Source organism: Runella defluvii (genome assembly GCF_014195535.1).
GTDB lineage: Bacteria > Bacteroidota > Bacteroidia > Cytophagales > Spirosomataceae > Runella > Runella defluvii.
Window position 1 is genome coordinate 230,670 of the sequence record NZ_JACIBY010000006.1, and the last position, 18,852, is coordinate 249,521.

Genomic DNA, 18,852 nt, shown 5'->3' on the forward strand with positions numbered 1-18,852 from the left:
TCAAACTACGCGTTGAACTGAATTTGCCCAAGCCCTTTTTGCCAATGAAATCATCACGACCGACAAGAAACAAATTCCTGCAATAAAGATAAAAATGGTGGAGGTATTACCCGTTTTGTCAATAATATATCCAAACAAAGGCTCACCAAGGGCGGCAAAAACGTAGGCACACATGTTCATCAAACCCACGCCCGTACCCGTGTAAGTTTGCCCCAACATCTCAGGGCTAAGTGCCCAAAAACAGGATTGAGGGCCATAAACAAAAAAGCCCACCGACAGCATCAAAAAACCACCTAGCACCAAACTATCCGTTGGGGTTATAAAAACAAGCAATGAAATAACCGCACTGACGGCCATTCCAAAACGGATGGCGTGGATGCGATTTCCTTTGAAAAAAGTATCGGACAATAGCCCAAAAGAAAGCGCGCCGAAGGCCATGCCAACGGGTAGCAAAAACGTTACCCAAAGGTTGCTGGGGTTTTCTTTCCACGTTTTACCCAAATAATGAACAGGAACCCAAAAAATAAGCCCATAACGCGCCATGCTTTCAAAACCGAGTGCCAAAGCCGTAAACAAAAAATGGCGATGCGACAGTACGGTGCGGTAGCGACTCCACCAACCTTCCTGTACTACGTTTTGGGAGGCATGTTCGTTGTCTAGTGTAAAACCTGCTTGCGAAGGGGTGTCTTTGGCAAAAATCAAAAAAATGGTGGCAGCTACCAGTAACAATAGTACTGGAAGTCGGAAAAGCATTCGCCATTCCATGCCTTGCTGGAGCAAAATAATGGAAAGTAGGTAAGTAACGGCCGACGAAAACCCCGCGGCCATGGTATAAAACCCGAAGGCTTTCCCCAGTTCGGCTTTGCTCCACCAATTGCTAATAAGTTTGCTACCAGGCGCCCAAGCCATCGACTGAAAATAGCCATTGAAAGCCCACAAAATCAGGATGACGGTGATGGAGTTGCTGTAACTAATGGCGATGTTGGTAAGTACCGACAAATATGCTCCCGTGACAATCATAAACCGCGCACTGACGCGGTCGGCAAGGTTGCCGTTGATAAATTGCCCAATGGCATAGCCCAGCAGCATGGCAAAGCTAATCCAACCAATGAACGAATAAGGAACGTTGAGGGCAGAGGCCATGCCTTTGGCAGCCCACCCGAAGTTGTGCCGACCTGTGTAAAAAAACAAGTAACACAGCATCGTGACCAACAACATTTTCCACTGCTGACTACGGAAAGATGAATTCATGTAAGTTAAAGGTGGTTTATGCGAATTCCTACGCGGAGGGGTTTGTGTGTGAGGGCATATTGGAAGGCTTGTTCGGCCTCAGGAAGAGAAAACTCTTTGGCCACAATCTGTTCAAAAGGAAACGACCGATGGTGCTCAGAAATAAAGGCCACGGCATTGGCAAAGTCGTCGTAATTGTAGTTGTGCAATCCGCGAATCGTAATCAAGCGGCGAATGATTTGTTCGGCGTCAATTTCGATTTTACGGTTTTTAAAGACCGCCCCAACCCACACCGCTACGCCTCCAACGCCAAGGGCTTCGATGCCTGCTTCCATGGCAGTGGGTGCTCCACTCATGTCAAAAACGACATCGATGGGGGTGTCAATAGATTGATGCTGAAGCAAGTGCGTTTGGTTCACCCCAAAAGAAATTGCCTGTTGCAAACGGAGTTCGTCGATGTCGGCGGCGATGATTTTGGCCGCACCTGCTACTCGACACATCGCCGCACACACAACACCCAGCAGCCCCATGCCCGTGATAAGTACCGTTTTGTGGGTGAGTTCGCCCGCGAGGCGCAAAGCTCCTGCGACGGTAGCCACGGCGCAGTTGATGGTTGCCGCCACGGGAAGGGGCACTTCCTCAGGAAGCTTGAGCACCGCCGTGTTGGGTTTCAGAATGGTATATTCGGCCAATCCACCGTGAAAACAGTCGTCGTCGGTAACAAGGGCGTGGCCATATTTGAAGACATTTTCGGATTTTTGGGGCATTCCGCGTTGCGCCATGTCGGATTGGTCATTGGCCGAAAAAATACTCCACGTAACGACGTCGCCCTGACGAAGCGGTGCTCCTGAGTAATCGTTCCCCGAATGCGCATCGCTTATTTTGACCACTTTTCCGACAATCTCGTGGCCCAAGACCGTGGGCGTTTTTTCCTTTCGTAGCCCGCAAAATGTGTGTAAATCGCTGCCGCAAATGGTGGTATAGTGGTTCTGAACCAAGATTTCACCTGGGCGTAATTCAGGCAACTTTTTGTTCACCAATTCCATTTCCTGCCCCGATGCAGTAAACACTACTATATTTCCCGAATCCATTGTTTGCAATTCCTTTTTTACGAATGAAAGTGAAATCACAAAGGTGGTGGTTTTTGTTTATAATTACTGAACTTATGTTTATAAAACAGTAAGACCTTCCAAGTTTTGGAAACTTGGAAGGTCTATGAGTACGTACTAAAAAAATTACAGATTTAAGCTCCAGCCTTCGCGGTAGTCGCGTTTTACAAATTGGTTGGCCAAGTCATAATTGGTGATTTTCATGTTTGGCGCGTCGTAGTATAATTTCTTACGGCCATTATATCGGTCAACCGAACGCTTGGCAGTTGGGTTATCGCGCAACATCCAGCTACGGATGGCCAAGTTACCAATCAAAATACTTTCGGTAAACGGTGCCGCATACTCAAACGGCGAACTGGTTACGCCTTTGCCGTAGCCCGCAATGCACGCATTCACCCACTGCAAATAGTGGTCTTCGTTGGGAACCCGCGGTATGGTTTCGGGAATATTGAGGGTTTCGTTGGCTTTCAAAGGCAACAAACGAGGCTTAGCGCCGTAGCAGTCGGCCATGAGTTTGCCTTTGGTTCCAATAAACAATACCCCTCCGTCTGAGTTTCCGAAGCTTTCACCTGGCAATAACTCCTCGGGTAATTCGGGTAAAATACCGCCGTCGTACCAACTTACTTTGATGTTGCCTTTGCCGTCTTTACGCGGATAATCCAAGTGGATGGAGGTTGAAAAAGGCGTCCAATCGGGATTATCGTCTTGCGGGCGAAGGGTAAACGTCCACGTACCTGCCACGCTACATTCCACCGAAGTGGGATAATCAATTGGCAAAATACGATACACGGGATCCATGATGTGGCAAGCCATGTCGCCGAGCGCTCCCGTACCATAAGGCCACCAACCGCGCCAGTTCCAAGGCAAGTACGCTTCGTTGTAAGGCACTTTTTTGGCGGGGCCAAGCCACAAATCATAGTCCAATTCTTTGGGAACTTCGTAGGTTTTGTCGGTTGGGATGGCTTGCGGCCAAACGGGGCGGTTGGTCCACGTCAATACTTTATGCACATCGCCGATGATGCCCGAGTCATAGATTTCTTTCATACGACGAACGCCGTTGCCCGAACCACCTTGGTTTCCCATTTGGGTGACCACCTTGTATTTTTTGGCAGCCATCCCCAAAATCCGCGCTTCGTAAATGTCGTGCGTGAGTGGTTTTTGGGTGTAAACGTGTTTGCCCAATTGCATGGCAGCCAGCGTCGCCACGGCGTGGGTGTTATCGGGGGTAGAAATGGAGCAAGCGTCGATGTTTTTATGTTCTTTCGCAAGCATCTCTCTGAAGTCTTTGTAATACGTGGCTTTAGAGAAACGCGTGCGGGATTCAACGGCTTGGCGGTCGTCCACGTCGCAGAGAGCGACAATGTTGACGTTGGGACTGTTGGCAAACGACGCTAAATCGCTTTTTCCTTTTCCGCCGACACCGATTCCTGCGATGTTGAGTTTATCGCTCGGTGCGACGAAACCTTTGCCCAATACGTGACGAGGAACAATAAAAAAAGAAGTGGCTGCCACCGACGAAGCTTTCAAAAAATTGCGACGACTGTTGGCGTGTGGAGTGATTTTTTTTTCTTCCATGAGAATACTGGTTTTTGGGGGTTTAAGAATTTTCTATACTACTGATTTTTAGTGCAATAGTACCCCCCTTTTCTCCGATTTTTCTCACGGATTTATCGTTTTTTCACCATTACATCATCCACGAAAAAAATGGCAGTTGCAACGGGTTCATCAGCTCCCGCAAGTGGCGGGTGTGGGTCTTCGTTGGGGGTCTTTCGGTTGGGTAAATCGCGGTACGGCCCCGTGAGTAGCGATAAGCGTTCTACTGATTTTACCGCTTCTGCCAACGCCGCCTTTTCCACCACTTTCTTGCCGTTGATGGCTAAGTCGAAAGAGCCGCCCGCGAGCTGGGCATTGACCGAGAACGTTAACGTGTACCATTGCGAAGCATCATACGTTTGGACGATTTTTTCGGTACCGCCATCAGTCACGACGATGTTGCCTTTGTCGTCGAAACGTAGCCGAACAGGGCGGTTGCCGTAGCAGTCGGTGAGGTCAATTTCTAGGGAACCTGTCTTGTTTTGGGCGGGTGATACCGTCAGCGAACATTCGATTTGGGTACCCTCTTCAAACACCCGAATGGCGCGTGCGTAATCGTAGGGGTCTTTGTCGGCCAATTCGAGGCACTTTCCTTGCTTTTGAGGCGTTGCCACAACCGTGACGGGTGCCCATTGCGGAGCATAAATGTTCCAATCAGGCACTGAGCCGTTGTTTTGAAGCGCATTAAAGTCATCGCTGACATCGCCTTTCACTTCGTATCGCACGGGCGTAGGAATGCGGCTAATCCAAATATCTTCTTTGTTCATGCTGTACGACAACCACATATCGTTGCCAGGCGGGTTGCCGTTTCCTTCCTCCATGCCGCGCATGTAACAAGGGCCAAAATCTTTCCAACGGCCAAAAAATCGACGCGGCGGCACTTCGCCTTGTACCAAAAGCATGTTATCGAAAATAGCCCCGTCGTCGCCCGTGATGACGACCAGCGGAAAGCGATGTTCGTCCATTTCAATGGGATTATAACAAATGGCATAGCGCCCGTCGTCGGTGCGTTGCCCCCATTGTTTGCCCCCAGCCATGGTCAACGTAGGTACTTTGACAGGCGTAGAAAACGTCGTTCCTTCGTCATCCGACAAAGCAGCTTTTGACCGTTTCCAGAGAGCAACGACCTTGCCATCTTTGCGGTGATAATACGAGAGCGCCTGAATATCAAGCGATTTATCGAGGTTGTTTTTGTAAAAACCGTCTAAGCCGTTGTCCTCTTCTCGCCACTGGAGCGTCATGAGTTTATCGCCCAAAAGCGCGTTGCAAGCCTCCACAAACCCTTGGTCGGTTGATTTTTGGTAAAAGGGATAACTGGTATTTTTCTCGGTCCACTGAACCCCATCCACTGTTTTATGGCTGCTGTACCGAATAAAATAAATGGGGCCATACGTGCCATCTTTGTAGGCTTCCCGCACCACTCGCCCGATTCCCCCTTCCCGAAACGGTTCTTCGGCGTGGGCATAAAAAGCCAGCACCAACAAACGGCCGTTGGGCACGGTGTAGAAGCCCATGCGCTGGTGCATCATGTAACCGTCTGACCCTTTGGGGATTTTGACACCCTTGGGTGCGACATACGGCGGGAAGACCACAGTAGGCTTGCTCCAAGTGCGGCCGTCTTTGGAAGTAACCACCAAGGTTTGGCCTGGGGCGATGTGTTCATCGACGGGGTTGCTAAGGTATTGTTGGTAAAAGGTGTTGTTCCAATAACAAAGGGTGGAGGCGTGGTTGTACGTCCAGCCAAAACCATCGGCCAATTCAGGATGCGTACGGTTGACCCGCAGCGTTTGCCGACTTTCCACGCCAATGGCATAGCGCAGCCGCCCTTCGTGGACTTGCGGGTCGGCGCTGATGCCACCTACGTAGCGCACAGGTTCGTGGACGCTGCCCGTTTGGGCGAAGCTTGTAGATAAACCAATTCCCAGTACAAGGCTACACCAACCTAGTTTTTTCATATCTCTCAGTGGTCTTTTTTAGAATACGTTGGATGGGAAGATTTGGACTAAGGAAGGTGGGGGATTTTGGGGTAAATGAAAGAAAGAAAATTTTCTTTAGTAACTTGGAGTTTGAAAAAATGCCTTAAAAACAGCCTTAGTGAGACCACAATGGATTGGAAAGAATACATAAAAACATTAAGCTTAACTGTCGAGGGGTTAAGTTATGGTTTTAATTTGCCTGTTTCAGCTAACCTATTGGAGGATTTGAGTGCTCAATTTAGTCTCGAAGAACTTCCAAGGGAACTTGAAGAACTATATTATGAAACAAATGGGGTGGACGAACTTCTGAATGGCGAAGAAATAGGACACCTAATTTGGACAATAGATAGAGTTATTGAGATAAACAAAGAATATCGGACTGGAGCAGATTTTAAAGAACTTCAAATACCTTTTGAGCAGCTTTTTTTTATTGCAGACGCAGGCAATGGAGATTTATTTGGTTTTGAAACGCTCAATAGAAAGTTTGACCGTTACGATATTTTTGTTTGGGATCATGAAACCGATAGTAGGACATGGGTTGCCCCAAACTTAGCCACATTTATCAAATGGTGGACTGATGGCACTATCAAAGTTTGAGGAAGAGAAGATATTTCGGCTAAAATGGTTTTCAAAATCCTTGTGGCCATTCTTCCACGGCGCCCCATCCTGCCTCATTGCTCCAGAGGAGCTAAATCTTAGTAGAAAGAATGAATGGGCTTGGAGGGGATGTATTTATTTGCCTTTTGCTTCGGAGAAGCATAATATGTTGCTTTGTTATGCTTCTCCGAAGCAAAAATTAAAAAAATCTCCCACTGCCACTACAAATGTTTCGCCTCTACCGAGGCTATTTTGTTTTTAAGGCATACACAAAAAAATCCCGCGCCAATTACCGACGCGGGATTTTTTATACAATTGGGAAAACCTATTTCTTAGGAGCCTTGTACGTAATTTTGTACAACGTTCCGTTCAAATCGTCGGTGACGTAGATAGCGCCGTCGGGACCTTGGGCGAGGCCCGTGGGGCGGTGTTGAACGGGGCCTGTGGGCTTGGCTAAATCAGTGCCTGCGAAATTGTCGGCAAAAATCTCCCAAGGGCCAGAGGGCTTGCCGTTTTTGAACGGTACAAAAGCCACCATGTAGCCCTTTTTCAACACAGGTGACTGCCCGTGGAAGGCAATAAATGCACCGTTTTTGTACTTGGCAGGAAACATTTTACCCGTATAAAACAACAACGCATTAGGGCCAAGGTGGGCAGGAAAATCAGCTACGGGATTCACCGCTTTTTCTCCTCCCGTTTTCTTGCCGTCGCCGCCGTATTCGGGGCAAAGGATTTTCTTCTTTTGGAAAGGGTCATAATAGACGTAAGGCCAGCCCGCATCGTCGCCTTGGCGAAGTTCGTAAAGCGTTTCGGCAGGCAATTTTTCGCTGTCTTGCGGGGTATAATACTGAGGAAAATCTTCATGGAACTTCCCGCGACCGTGCATAAGGGCAAAAAGCGAATTGTTAGTCGAGTTCCAATCCAAGCCTACGACGTTTTTTAAACCCGTAGCGTAGCGGATTCCATCGCTGTAATATTGGTTCAAACGGTCGGTTTTGAAGCGCCAAATCCCCCCGATAGAATCCAACAACGGGCAAGGCATGATGCCCTGTTTGGTGCCAGGTTGTTTGCAAGTTTCGTCATACGAACCTACGTTTACATACACATAGCCATTGTTATCGACGGTCAAGTTTTTAGCTTCGTCGCGGCCGCGTGCTACCAGCCCTTTGACGATAAGTTCGGGATGATCGTAGTCGATAACTTCTTCTTTATCATTGAGTTTGTAGCGATAAACACTCGTGGACGATGACGCGTACAAATAACCGCCGCGGATGTACATACCCGAGCCTTTGTAATCGCCAAAGCCAATTTTTTCATCAATAACGCCGTCGCCATTGGTGTCGCGGAGGCGGTAAATGGCTTTGCCTTCTTTGAGTTTGTTGATTTTGACGTAAATATCCCCGCCTTTAGAAACGGCCAAATGTCGAGGTGTTTCTAAATCTTCAGCCAAAATAGTGACGTTAAAACCCGCAGGCACTTTGATATCGGCAGCTGCAACGGCTGGCTTTTTAGCGGGGCGTAAAGAGGGGTCACTTTTGTAAGCGGCCAGACTACTCGCTGTGGCCAGTACCGCAGCCACAGAAAGCGTTCGTAGAAATGGATACATAAAGTAAAAGGAGGTTGAAGTTAGATTACTTTGGTATAAAGCACTTTGAAAACAGATTATAACGTTGGTAGAGTTTTGAAATACCCGCTTACTCCAATTCTATCCACTTCGAACCTACTTCATCATTTGCCAAATTGGTACCCCAAGCGTATTGCAAAAAGAGGATGTAGGTTGGCGAAAGAAGAGTTTCTGTTTTCGGAGCGAACTGATTCACTAAAGAATCCGATCGAAGGCTTCGTAATAGTTTCTCTTAACTCCACTTTTGAAAAATACAGCTCAATGGCAGTTGCGGTTTCTATCGAGAGCGATAAATCTTGCCAAAACACTTTCCGAAAGCCTACAAAAAGATTACTCCCAAAACCTTGGCTATTTAGCATCGTACGCTTCACGATTTGTTCGGTTTGTACGTTGTTTTCATCAAAATAATACGACCTTCCCTCCCAAAAAGGATCTGTATTTTTTTTAAATTGAAAGTCTCCCAACACCTCAAACCCATATATAAAGTCAATAGACTTCAACGTTCGATAGAACTCGTATCCAAGATTTATCCGTGCATTATTATTCCTTTGCTCCATAAATGGATTGGTGTTATTACTGCTCAAGCTTCCTCCAAGTTTTAGCCTATAATTCCCCCTATGATTTGCGTGGGGAATCCTCAAAAGGACATTGGGAATTTCTTTCTCTTTGTTGATTAGCGGTAATAGGTCAATGGAAATTTCCTTTTGTTGAGCAAAAGCAAAGCCTGATAGCGATAACAAACCAATGACTAAGAGTGTGGTAAACTTCATAACGTTAAAAGGATTAAAATGTGATTACTTCACCTCAGTAAAATTCAGCTTGGGCAATTTCATGGCGTTCTCAATCAACTGAATTTCAATGCTTAAGATACCCACTTCAGACACGAGATCGATTTTTTCGATATCGTCGGTAGGTTTGTGGTAGTCGTCGTGGCCACCCGTGTGGAAAAACAAAACGGGGATTTTCTTGGCATAAAACGAGGCGTGATCCGCACCGCCGCTGCCCGAATTGTCCGTAAAAAATTTGACGCTTCCGCCATTCACTTCCTTAAAAATGGCGGGCCAAGCATCGCTGGTGCCGTACCCCCCGATACCCACGCCACGGTCGGGAGCATAGCGGCCAATCATGTCCATGTTGGCCATGAAATTTATTTTTTCCAACGGCAAAGTAGGATTATTTACAAAATACCGCGACCCTACCAAACCCAGTTCTTCGGCTCCGAAGGCAATAAACAAGAAATTGTAAGACTCTTTGACGTCGTTTTTGGCAAAATACCGCACCAATTCTATCAATCCTGCCACACCCGACGCATTATCGTCGGCGCCGTTGTGAATTTGCCCTACGGCGTTGGCATCGCGCAGACTTCCTTGGCGGCCTTCGCCCAAGTGGTCGTAGTGCGCACCGATGACGATGGTGTAGGGCGCGCCGTTGTCCAGAAAACCAATCACGTTTGAAGCAGGACGAATACTGTCGGGCACCACAATGCGGCGCACTTTTGCCGTAAAGGGTTGCAAGAAACCGTCGGTGCCAAGGGGGGTAAGCCCATTTTTCTTAAATTGTTTGATGATATACGCCGCTGCTTTTTCATTCTCTTTGCTTCCCGTACCCCGTCCTTTCATTTTATCGGAAGCCAAAAACTGAATGTGTTTTGCGACGGATTCTGTGGTTGGACGTACCGACTGGCTGTATAACAACGGAGATACGAGAAAAAAAGCGAGAACAATAAAAGGTTTCATACTACTAAAAACAGAAAATGGAGTGACTAAAATAAAACAGCCCGCAAAATACGGGCTATTTGGGTATAAAATGTTGATAAACGCTCTACTTTTTGATGAGGCCAATCACGAACAACACCAACAATGCCCCGATAACGGAGGTGAGAATCGTGCTTAATAAACCCGCTCCCAACGAGACGCCGAGCTGACCGAAGACCCAATTCCCAACAAAAGCACCTACAATGCCGACAGCGATATTGCCAAAAAGACCGAATCCAAAGCCGCGTCTTATTTGACCAGCCAACCATCCTGAAATAGCACCTACAATCAATACATAAATTAAATGACTCATGGTAGTAAAGGTTTAGGATTGATAATAAAACAAAGTTATTCTTTGAAGAAATACATGACGAGCATAGAAGCGGTGGTATCACCCACATTGACGGGTTTGTGCGGGAGGTTCGCGTCAAAAAAGATAGAATCTCCTGCACTCAAGGTATATTTTTGGTCACCTACGGTGTATTCTACTTCTCCGCTGATGATGTATTTATATTCGTAGGCATTGGTTTTGACCATGAAAGCACGGGTAGCTTTGGGGGCTAGTTCCAAAATAACAATGTCAGTAGGAAGACTTTGGATGTTGCGCGTCATGATGCGTTTGTACAAAAAACCTTTGGACTGTTCTTTTTCAAACGACTGATACTCGCTACTGCGTTTGACCAGCACTTTGGCTTCAGAAGCTTGTTCTACATCGGCAAAAAAATCGTTCAAATCCACCCCTAGCGAGCGAATGAGATTGATCAGTACCAATAAAGAAGGAATCGTCCGATTGTTTTCAATTTGCGAGATAAGTCCCTTGCTTACTTGGGCACGATCTGCCAATTGTTGAATGGTTATTCCTTTCGACTTGCGGTAATCTTTCAGTTTACTGCTAATTTGCAGAAGTACTTCGTTGGCCATAACTACAGAACAAACAATTATAGGATTTGGGGACAAAGTAGGCGTATCTATACCAAAAACCAAAACCTATGCTATAAATACTTATCTACCGACAAATTATGCCTGATGACCTCAAGAATTTGGGAGGAATAAAGAGGAGTTCTAATTTTCCCCAAAAATACCCTTTTATGAAAAGCCCCGCGTGGCAGCTGACGGTACATGTATTAGGAGGACTGGCATTTTTGGCTCTCCCCTACATTTTTGCGCCCAACGGGCTTTCGCAACTCCTTCACCTGACCTCCAATCCACACGAACTCACCAGTTTTGCTTCGTATTTGTTTATGTTGGGTTTCTTTTATTTGAATTACTACTACCTGATTCCTGCCCTTTATTTCCCCAAAAAATATGTTCGATACGCTCTGAGCATTGGAGCTGCTTTTGGGATAATTTTCCTGCTTCTAGCTTCCATCGACCGAACAGCAATTGGGCCTGAAATGTACCGAGGTCGCTTTGAGGAACACGGTCACCCACCCCCGCCATCCAATGCTGAAGCAAGCCCCCATGATTTTCCTCCCCCGCCCTCTTCTCACCAAATGATAACGGATAACAAACCTCCTATGGGGTTTGAACTGAGCCATGCGCTTTTTCTGTTTTTGGTCGGCGTTTTTGTGTCATTAGCGTTGCGTATCAACCATCGTTTGCGGCAAACTGAGAGCGAAAAACTGAATACCGAACTGTCATTTTTGAAAGCACAAATCAACCCCCACTTTCTATTTAATACGCTCAATAGCATCTATTCACTAGCGATTGAGCAGTCGCCACACACAGCCGACGCGGTGGTGAAGCTGTCGTCGTTGATGCGGTACGTCATGCGCGAAGCAGCTACAGATTGGGTGGCATTGGAGCACGAACTTGGGTATATTTCCAATTATGTAGCACTGCAAAAGCTTCGCCTTGGGGATACCGTAGAGCTGGACTTTGGGATAGAAGGCAAACCCAATGGCCATAAAATTGCACCGTTGATTTTGATTTCATTCATCGAAAATGCGTTTAAATACGGCGTAAATCCTCAGGAAAAATCGCTGATTCAGCTACGGATTTCGGTAAAAGAAGGGGTATTGACCTTAACTACATTTAACAAAAAAGTACGGGTGTTTTATGATGAAGAAGCGGCGAGTGGGATAGGTATCGAAAACACAAGAACGCGACTGGAATTGCTCTACCCTGATGATTATGAATTGAAAATCGGGGATAGCGTGGATAGTTTTACGGTAGATTTGCAGTTGCGAATAGCGTAAAACCACCGTGCAGAGAGTTGCTCACAACCCGACCCTACGTGCAAAGGGTTTCTCAAAACCCGACCTCACGTGCAAAAGGTTGCTCACAACCCTGTTATTTTATATGTAAACAACATACCAAACTATGCTAAAAGCAATTGCCATCGACGACGAGCCCCCTGCCCTGCGGGTGATTTCTCATTTTTGCAGTCAAGTATCTTTGGTTGACTTACAAAAAACCTTTTCGCGTACCGACGAGGCGCTGGCTTATTTGGCCGAGAATGAGGTGGATTTGCTCTTTTTGGATATAAATATGCCCGCCATGTCGGGGATTGATTTCTATAAAGCGATTCCAAAAGCTGCGATGGTGATTTTTACGACGGCCTACGCCGAATATGCCGTAGAGGGCTTTAACCTCAGCGCGGTTGATTATCTTTTAAAACCATTTACCTTCGAGCGTTTTCAACAGGGGGTTCAAAAAGCGCTGGATTATTCTCAGTTCATCAAAAAAGCAGAACCTGAGCTTGCTGTTGAATATTTGTACATAAAAGCCGATTACAGCACCTATAAAATTGCCATCGCTGACATTTTGTTTATCGAGGGGCTAGACGATTACCTCAAAATTCAGCTCGAAAATGCGAAACCTATCGTGGCGCGTATGACCATGAAAAGCATGGTTGAAAAACTGCCAGCACGGGATTTTATACGAGTGCATCGGTCGTTTATTGTACCTCTGCGACGCATTGAAAACGTTCGAAATAAAGTAATTGCACTGGGTGAAAATGAAATCCCGATTGGAAGTAGCTACGAAGCAGAATTTTTCAAACGTTTTTCTTCCTAGTAAGTGTCAGCAGTTTCTCTACTGTGTTAGCGGTTTCTCAAAACCGCGTCTGTTGAGTCCGTGGTTTTGAGAAACCACGGGCACCGCACAGAAAACACGAGCACGGCGAAGAAAACACGAGTATGGCGAAGAAAACACGAGCGCGGTTTTCTGCAACGCTCTCGAAAAGATATGCGTAACAGCAATTGTTAACGCAATCATCCACTTTTTGAGCATCACCCGAATTTGCCATACCTCTCCCTGTTTTTTTCTTCACCTAACTTAAAAACAGTCTCATGAGCAACATGGCAAAACTTATTATTGGAATGACTGTGGCGTTTTGTATTGCCCTTTTCAGTTGCAAACAAAACAACCTCGACCCTCAAACCACTTCCAACGGCTCCACTTCGTCAAACACGTCCGCTACCACAGCCGATATACGCGATTCGCTTTGGCTGTATATGCAAGATGTGTATTTGTGGTACGACAAACTTCCTACTACGTTCAACCCCCGTTCGTATGCCGACCCTGAAAGTGAGATGGATGCCTTGCGTACCTATCAAACATTAGACCGCTGGTCGTTTGTGGAAAAGGCGAGTACCTTCAATAGCTATTTTTCGGACGGCGAAACACAGGATTTTGGTTTTTGGATAAAATACGATGCCAACAACGACCTGCGGGTACGGTATGTATATGCCCAATCGCCTGCTGGAAAAGCGGGGGTAGAACGGGGCTGGAAACTGACGACACTGAACGGGCAATCGGTAAAATCAATGACGGACGATGCCATTGTTAGTGCCTTCTATGATGCGACTTCTACGACGTTTGGGTTTGAGAAATCAGATGGAACGACGTCCACCGTTGCGCTAACAGCCGCGACTTACACGATGAATACGGTGCTTTTTAATAAAACCTACGACGTGGCGGGACGAAAAGTGGGTTATTTTGTCTTCAATAGTTTTACAGGAACCCCTTCGCAAAATGAGCTAAAAGCGGTGTTGAGCAATTTTGAAAGTGCAGGAGTCAACGAACTCATCGTGGACTTGCGCTACAATGGCGGTGGGGACGTCGAAACGCAAATTATGTTGGCCAACACGCTTGCTCCTACGAGTGTCACCAAGTCGTCGGTGATGTTTAGCTATCTTCACAACACCAAACTTTCGCAGTGGAACGAGACGATTCGCTTTTCTAAAACAGGCGCTTTGAATCTTTCTCGAATTTTCTTCATTACGTCGTCGGCCTCTGCTTCAGCATCCGAATTACTTATCAATAACCTAAAGCCGTATTTGGACGTCAAAACAATTGGCAGCACCACGCATGGTAAGCCCGTAGGCATGTACGGTTTTGAGGTGATGGATTACGTCATTGCTCCGATTGCGTTTAAAACGGTGAATGCCCAAAATGTAGGAGATTATTATACGGGTTTGGCGGTAGATGCGGCGGTGGCGGATGGACTCAGCAAAAATTGGGGCGATACGCAGGAGAACTGTTTGGCTGCAACACTCAACTATATTCAGGCGGGTAGTTTCACCGTGGCAAGCAACGCCCGCCTTTCGGCCGAACAAGTGACCATGAACCAAACACTTGACAAAAAAATGGTCAAAAACACCGTGGTCAGACGATAGTCAGACCACGAAGAGTAGAAGAGTCCTCAAACACTGGTCAGCGATAGTCAGACCACGAAGGATGTTATCGTAAACACTGGTCTGACTATCGTCTGACCTGTGTTTACCGCAACATTTGAGCCCTTTACCTCAAAACAGGCTTTTTGCACAACGTTGTAAATGCCTTGTACGTATGGTTAATTAAAATCACTCATTCTAACCAAAATCATACGAATATGGAACGCAAGGAATTTTTGAAAAGAAGCTTATCGGTATTAGGCATTGCAACCGTAGTCCCTATTGTCAGCTCTTGTAGCAAAGAGACTGTTGACCCAACCTCCACTACTTCGGGCTCTACTACTTCGCAAGGCTCTACCAATGGCTCGTCAAGCTCGAATTGTACAGTCACAAATTCGGAAACCGAAGGGCCGTTCCCAACCAAGACTCCGAGTTCATTGGTCATGAAAGATATTCGTTCAGACCGTTCGGGGCTTCCTATGACAGTTACTATTACCATCAAAAATAAAAATAATAGCTGCGCAGCGCTGTCGGGAGCACTCGTTGACATTTGGCACTGCGATGCGGATGGAAACTACTCAGAATACGGCGGTACAGGTATGCAAAGTACCAACTATACATCAGTGCATTTTTTGAGAGGACGCCAAACTACCGATGCGTCGGGTAATGTAGGTTTTACAACTATTTTCCCTGGGTGGTATTCGGGTCGTGCAGTACACATCCACGTTCACATCTATGACTCTACGGGCAAGTCGTTGTTGGTCACCCAAATCGCTTTTCCTGCCGATGTGTGTGACACCGTATTCACTACCGCCACCAACTATTACAAAAAAGGCAAAGCGGATACGACTAACGAAAAAGACAACGTATTTGGGGATGGATATACCAACGAGCTTGGTACGGTTTCGGGAAGCGTAGCCAATGGATATACAATTACTCATACAATTGTTGTAAGTGCCTAATAGTTAGTGGATTTATGAAAGGACTAATCAGTCTGTGTTATCGGAAAGTGATTGACGCATCGTCACAGAAAGCTTGGGATAAGTTTGTTTTTGACGATACTCATCTTGAGTTTTTTATGAGGGCGCAGTATTTTGACCCTAATAGCCGTTATAAAACCTTGCAAGAACTACTCGACCATGTGCCCAATGCCGAGCAGATTCACGGTATGGTGAGTACAGCAGCGATTGGGTACTTACGCCAACTCAACGATATAATCCCTGACATAGCCAACACTCACGGCAAGCTTTGTCTTCCGTTCAAGCGTTTTCGGTTTGAGATTGTTCAATCGAACATTCAGAACAAGGCTGAACATAAAATAGCTATTTATTTCTATAGCGACCCTCTTACTTGGATTGACACCGTCGGCGACCATTTATTGGTGGCCTACGGTGACCATCGAACTGCCTTAGCGAACGGTGCAGACATTGAGACCGATTTAATTGCTCTTCAACCCTTTTTGAGTATTTCTTCTTTGCAAAAATCATTATGACCCAAATCGACGCTGTCATTTTTTTAGCCGACCAACGTGGAGTGTCACAACTCGACTGGTTTCGGAGCTACCATAGTTTCAATTTTGGGGCCTATCGCGCCGAAAACCGTGAGCCATTTGGTGCGTTACGCGTGCTGAACGACGACACCCTAGATTACGAACGTAGCATCGAAATGACGGTTGACCAAGCGACGGATGTGGTCTTGATTCCGTTGGTTGGGGCTTTGGAATACGAAAATAGCCTACACCAAACGGGTTTTGTAGAAGCTGGGCAAGTGCAGGTCTTTTCGGCAAAGGAAGGGATGAGCTACAAAGTAACCAACCCGTATCCTGACCATCTGGTGAATTTTTTGCAAATTTGGCTAAAGCGTCCGCCAGAAGATTTTACCCCAAAAACAGAGATGAATACGTTCAATTTTTCGCAAAAGAATCAGTTGCTTCCTCTTTTTAATGCGTGTGTGCCAGGTTTCATCGGGCGTTATGACGGGCGGGCAGAGGATAGTTATCAAGTGCAATCCGCAGGAAAAGGAGTATATGTTTTTGTGATAGAAGGTGCATTTGAAGTCCAAAACCGCCTGCTTCATGCTCGCGATGGTTTATCGCTTTCGTCGGTGACGGAGGTAGAATTTGAAGCATTATCGAACGATGCTATGTTGTTGATTTTGGAAACCTAATTGTGGTTTTCTATTTCAATGCTATCTTTAAGGTTTATCTCCTAAACCTTAAAATTTTATGGAATCAAAAGACTTCAAACCCTACGTTCCCAACGAAAGTAGCGTCGCCGAATTTACTGTCAAATCGGTCGTCATGGGTGCTATTTTTGGCGTATTGTTCGGCGCTGCTACGGTCTATTTATCGCTCAAAGCAGGACTTTCTGTTTCGGCCTCTATCCCCATTGCCGTTTTGGCTATCTCGCTGGGTCGCAAATTTTTAGGCACCACCATCCTCGAAAACAACATCATTCAAACCACGGGTTCGGCGGGCGAGTCCATCGCATCGGGCGTGGTGTTTACATTGCCCGGCTTTTTGTTTCTTTCCATGACCGAAGAGGGCAAAAGCATCGGGGCCGATTTTTTCAATTATTGGACCATTCTCACGTTGGCCATTTTGGGTGGATTCTTAGGGACGTTTATGATGATTCCACTGCGGCGGTCGCTCATCGTGCAAGAGCACGGCACCCTTCCCTACCCCGAAGGGACGGCTTGCGGTTCGGTGTTGATTGCGGGCGAAAAAGGCGGTGACCTTGCCAAAACAGCCTATCAAGGGCTTGGCGTGGCCATGCTGTATGCTTTCTTCCAAAAAATCTTACATGTGATTGCCGAAGTACCCAAATTAGCCTCATCTCAAGCCAGCAAAATTTTCCCCTCGGCCGTCGTCAGCGGTGAAATTACCCCCGAATACTTAGGCGTAGGCTACATCATTGGTTTTCGTATTTCAGCCGTCTTGGTAGGTGGCGGACTTTTGGCCTGGCTAGGGCTCATTCCTCTCTTAGCAACCCTCGTTCCTGCCGATACCATCGCCGAGCAGCTTATCAAATTAGGCTACCTCAAAGACCTCGCTACCGCAGGCGGCCCAGGTGGCTGGAACCCTGATTCTCATAGCTTTACTGACACCGCATCGGCCATTTATCGCGCTTACATCCGTCAGATTGGCGCAGGTGCCGTGGCAGCGGGTGGTTTTATGGCTTTGATTAAAAGCATTCCTACGATTGTTTCATCCTTCAGCCAGAGTTTAGCCTCAATGAAAGCAGGCGCTGATGCCACTCGCCTCCGTACCGAACAAGATTTGTCGTTTAAAGTGGTGCTTTTTGGCTGTTTGGCCCTAGTGATTTTGATGGTCATTTTACCCCAAATTCCTGGTGACGGGTTCTTAACCAAGTTTTTGATTGCGGTGTTGGTCGTGGTTTTTGGCTTTTTCTTTGTCACCGTCGCCAGCCGCATTGTTGGTATTATTGGCTCAAGTTCGTCGCCTGTTTCGGGAATGACCATTGCTACCATTATGGCTACTTCACTGGTTTTCATTGGGTTTGGGCTAACAGGAAAAATGTACGAACCTGCCGTTTTGGTCATTGGGGGAATGATTTGCATCGCCGCCGCCAATGCAGGAAACACCTCACAAGACCTCAAAACGGGGTATTTGGTGGGTGCTACGCCGCGTTATCAACAAATTGCCCTTTTCATCGGGGTCATTGTGTCGTCGTTGGTGATTGGTGCTACCGTCAAATTGCTCGACACACCCACCCCTGATTTGGCTGCTCAAGGCATTCAGCATGCGATTGGCACCGACAAGTTTCCTGCTCCTCAAGGCACGTTGATGGCTACGCTTATCAAAGGACTTTTATCGTTTAACCTCGATTGGCAGTTTGTATTAGTAGGTGTCTTTATTGCCCTCACCATCGAAATCATGGGAGTCAACGCGCTTTCGTTTGCCGTGGGTTTGTACCTTCCTCTCTCAACAACGTTGCCCATTTTTGCGGGTGGTTGCGTCAAAGCGTTTGTCAACTGGAACTCAAAACGCCAAGGAATCGAAGAAGAAGACGCTGACTTGGGCAAAGGGAATTTGTTTTCGACGGGATTGGTGGCAGGTGGTGCGTTGGCGGGCGTGGTTGTAGCTCTCCTCTCGGTCAACGACAGTATTTTTAATGCCCTTGCCAACATCAACCTCGAACACGCCCTTGCTTCAGTCTTCGGTGAAGGCGGATACCAACTCCTCGGCGCAGGCTTATTTGCCGCCATGGCCGTAGTGTTGTATCGCGTAGCAATGAAGCGATAAGATTTTTGTACAAAAATATTTTTCACCCGCAGATTTTCGCCGAACAAGAACTTCATAAAGCAATTATTCAGCGAAAATCTGCGGCT

17 protein-coding genes are annotated in these 18,852 nt (G+C 46.7%); 8 read left to right on the top strand and 9 right to left on the bottom strand.

Annotation, left to right across the window (positions count from 1 at the left end; translation table 11 throughout):
- The 4 genes from FHS57_RS15970 to FHS57_RS15985 all read right to left on the bottom strand — a co-directional run bounded on the left by FHS57_RS15970 (position 1) and on the right by FHS57_RS15985 (position 5,887).
- The gene (locus tag FHS57_RS15970; protein WP_183975329.1) at positions 1-1,251 is read right to left on the bottom strand and encodes an MFS transporter; all 1,251 of its coding nucleotides are present in this window, start codon (positions 1,249-1,251) and stop codon (positions 1-3) included.
- A gap of 5 nt (positions 1,252-1,256) precedes the next feature.
- The gene (locus FHS57_RS15975) at positions 1,257-2,360 is read right to left on the bottom strand and encodes a zinc-binding dehydrogenase (RefSeq protein ID WP_310586997.1); all 1,104 of its coding nucleotides are present in this window, start codon (positions 2,358-2,360) and stop codon (positions 1,257-1,259) included.
- A gap of 105 nt (positions 2,361-2,465) precedes the next feature.
- Positions 2,466-3,914 carry a Gfo/Idh/MocA family protein gene (locus tag FHS57_RS15980; protein WP_183975333.1) on the bottom strand — a complete coding sequence of 483 codons (1,449 nt, stop codon included), beginning with the start codon at positions 3,912-3,914 and terminating at the stop codon, positions 2,466-2,468.
- Between the two features lie 92 nt (positions 3,915-4,006).
- On the bottom strand, positions 4,007-5,887 hold the full coding sequence (locus FHS57_RS15985) for a hypothetical protein (RefSeq protein ID WP_183975335.1): 1,881 nt from the start codon (positions 5,885-5,887) through the stop codon (positions 4,007-4,009).
- A 75-nt stretch (positions 5,888-5,962) separates the two neighbouring features.
- On the opposite strand from FHS57_RS15985, the gene FHS57_RS15990 reads away from it, so the two are divergent.
- A complete protein-coding gene (locus tag FHS57_RS15990; RefSeq protein ID WP_183975337.1) occupies positions 5,963-6,505 on the top strand; it encodes an SMI1/KNR4 family protein in 543 nt (180 codons plus the stop codon).
- Positions 6,506-6,830: 325 nt separating this feature from the next.
- Here the strand turns inward: FHS57_RS15990 and FHS57_RS15995 are convergent, their stop codons facing one another.
- The 5 genes from FHS57_RS15995 to FHS57_RS16015 all read right to left on the bottom strand — a co-directional run bounded on the left by FHS57_RS15995 (position 6,831) and on the right by FHS57_RS16015 (position 10,804).
- Complete coding sequence (locus FHS57_RS15995; protein ID WP_183975339.1) at positions 6,831-8,111, bottom strand: PQQ-dependent sugar dehydrogenase; 1,281 nt, start codon at positions 8,109-8,111, stop codon at positions 6,831-6,833.
- 122 nt (positions 8,112-8,233) lie between these two features.
- On the bottom strand, positions 8,234-8,899 hold the full coding sequence (locus tag FHS57_RS16000) for a hypothetical protein (RefSeq protein WP_183975341.1): 666 nt from the start codon (positions 8,897-8,899) through the stop codon (positions 8,234-8,236).
- Between the two features lie 24 nt (positions 8,900-8,923).
- A complete protein-coding gene (locus FHS57_RS16005) occupies positions 8,924-9,865 on the bottom strand; it encodes a M20/M25/M40 family metallo-hydrolase (RefSeq protein ID WP_183975343.1) in 942 nt (313 codons plus the stop codon).
- An 85-nt stretch (positions 9,866-9,950) separates the two neighbouring features.
- Complete coding sequence (locus FHS57_RS16010; protein ID WP_183975345.1) at positions 9,951-10,196, bottom strand: GlsB/YeaQ/YmgE family stress response membrane protein; 246 nt, start codon at positions 10,194-10,196, stop codon at positions 9,951-9,953.
- Positions 10,197-10,231: 35 nt separating this feature from the next.
- Positions 10,232-10,804, bottom strand: coding sequence for a helix-turn-helix domain-containing protein (locus FHS57_RS16015; RefSeq protein WP_122933802.1), 573 nt, complete (start codon positions 10,802-10,804; stop codon positions 10,232-10,234).
- Positions 10,805-10,971: 167 nt separating this feature from the next.
- On the opposite strand from FHS57_RS16015, the gene FHS57_RS16020 reads away from it, so the two are divergent.
- From FHS57_RS16020 to FHS57_RS16050, 7 genes are all read left to right on the top strand, one after another.
- Positions 10,972-12,081, top strand: coding sequence for a sensor histidine kinase (locus FHS57_RS16020; RefSeq protein WP_183975347.1), 1,110 nt, complete (start codon positions 10,972-10,974; stop codon positions 12,079-12,081).
- A gap of 124 nt (positions 12,082-12,205) precedes the next feature.
- Positions 12,206-12,901 carry a LytR/AlgR family response regulator transcription factor gene (locus tag FHS57_RS16025; protein WP_183975349.1) on the top strand — a complete coding sequence of 232 codons (696 nt, stop codon included), beginning with the start codon at positions 12,206-12,208 and terminating at the stop codon, positions 12,899-12,901.
- Positions 12,902-13,185: 284 nt separating this feature from the next.
- Positions 13,186-14,505 (top strand): S41 family peptidase, encoded by a 1,320-nt coding sequence (locus FHS57_RS16030; RefSeq protein ID WP_183975351.1) that lies wholly within the window; start codon positions 13,186-13,188, stop codon positions 14,503-14,505.
- Positions 14,506-14,720: 215 nt separating this feature from the next.
- Positions 14,721-15,464 carry a dioxygenase family protein gene (locus tag FHS57_RS16035; protein WP_183975352.1) on the top strand — a complete coding sequence of 248 codons (744 nt, stop codon included), beginning with the start codon at positions 14,721-14,723 and terminating at the stop codon, positions 15,462-15,464.
- A 14-nt stretch (positions 15,465-15,478) separates the two neighbouring features.
- Complete coding sequence (locus FHS57_RS16040; protein ID WP_183975353.1) at positions 15,479-15,994, top strand: hypothetical protein; 516 nt, start codon at positions 15,479-15,481, stop codon at positions 15,992-15,994.
- Complete coding sequence (locus FHS57_RS16045; protein WP_183975357.1) at positions 15,991-16,668, top strand: pirin family protein; 678 nt, start codon at positions 15,991-15,993, stop codon at positions 16,666-16,668. The genes FHS57_RS16040 and FHS57_RS16045 overlap by 4 nt, the downstream gene beginning before the upstream one ends.
- Positions 16,669-16,726: 58 nt before the next feature.
- The gene (locus FHS57_RS16050; RefSeq protein WP_183975359.1) at positions 16,727-18,766 is read left to right on the top strand and encodes an OPT family oligopeptide transporter; all 2,040 of its coding nucleotides are present in this window, start codon (positions 16,727-16,729) and stop codon (positions 18,764-18,766) included.
- Positions 18,767-18,852 lie beyond the last annotated feature (86 nt).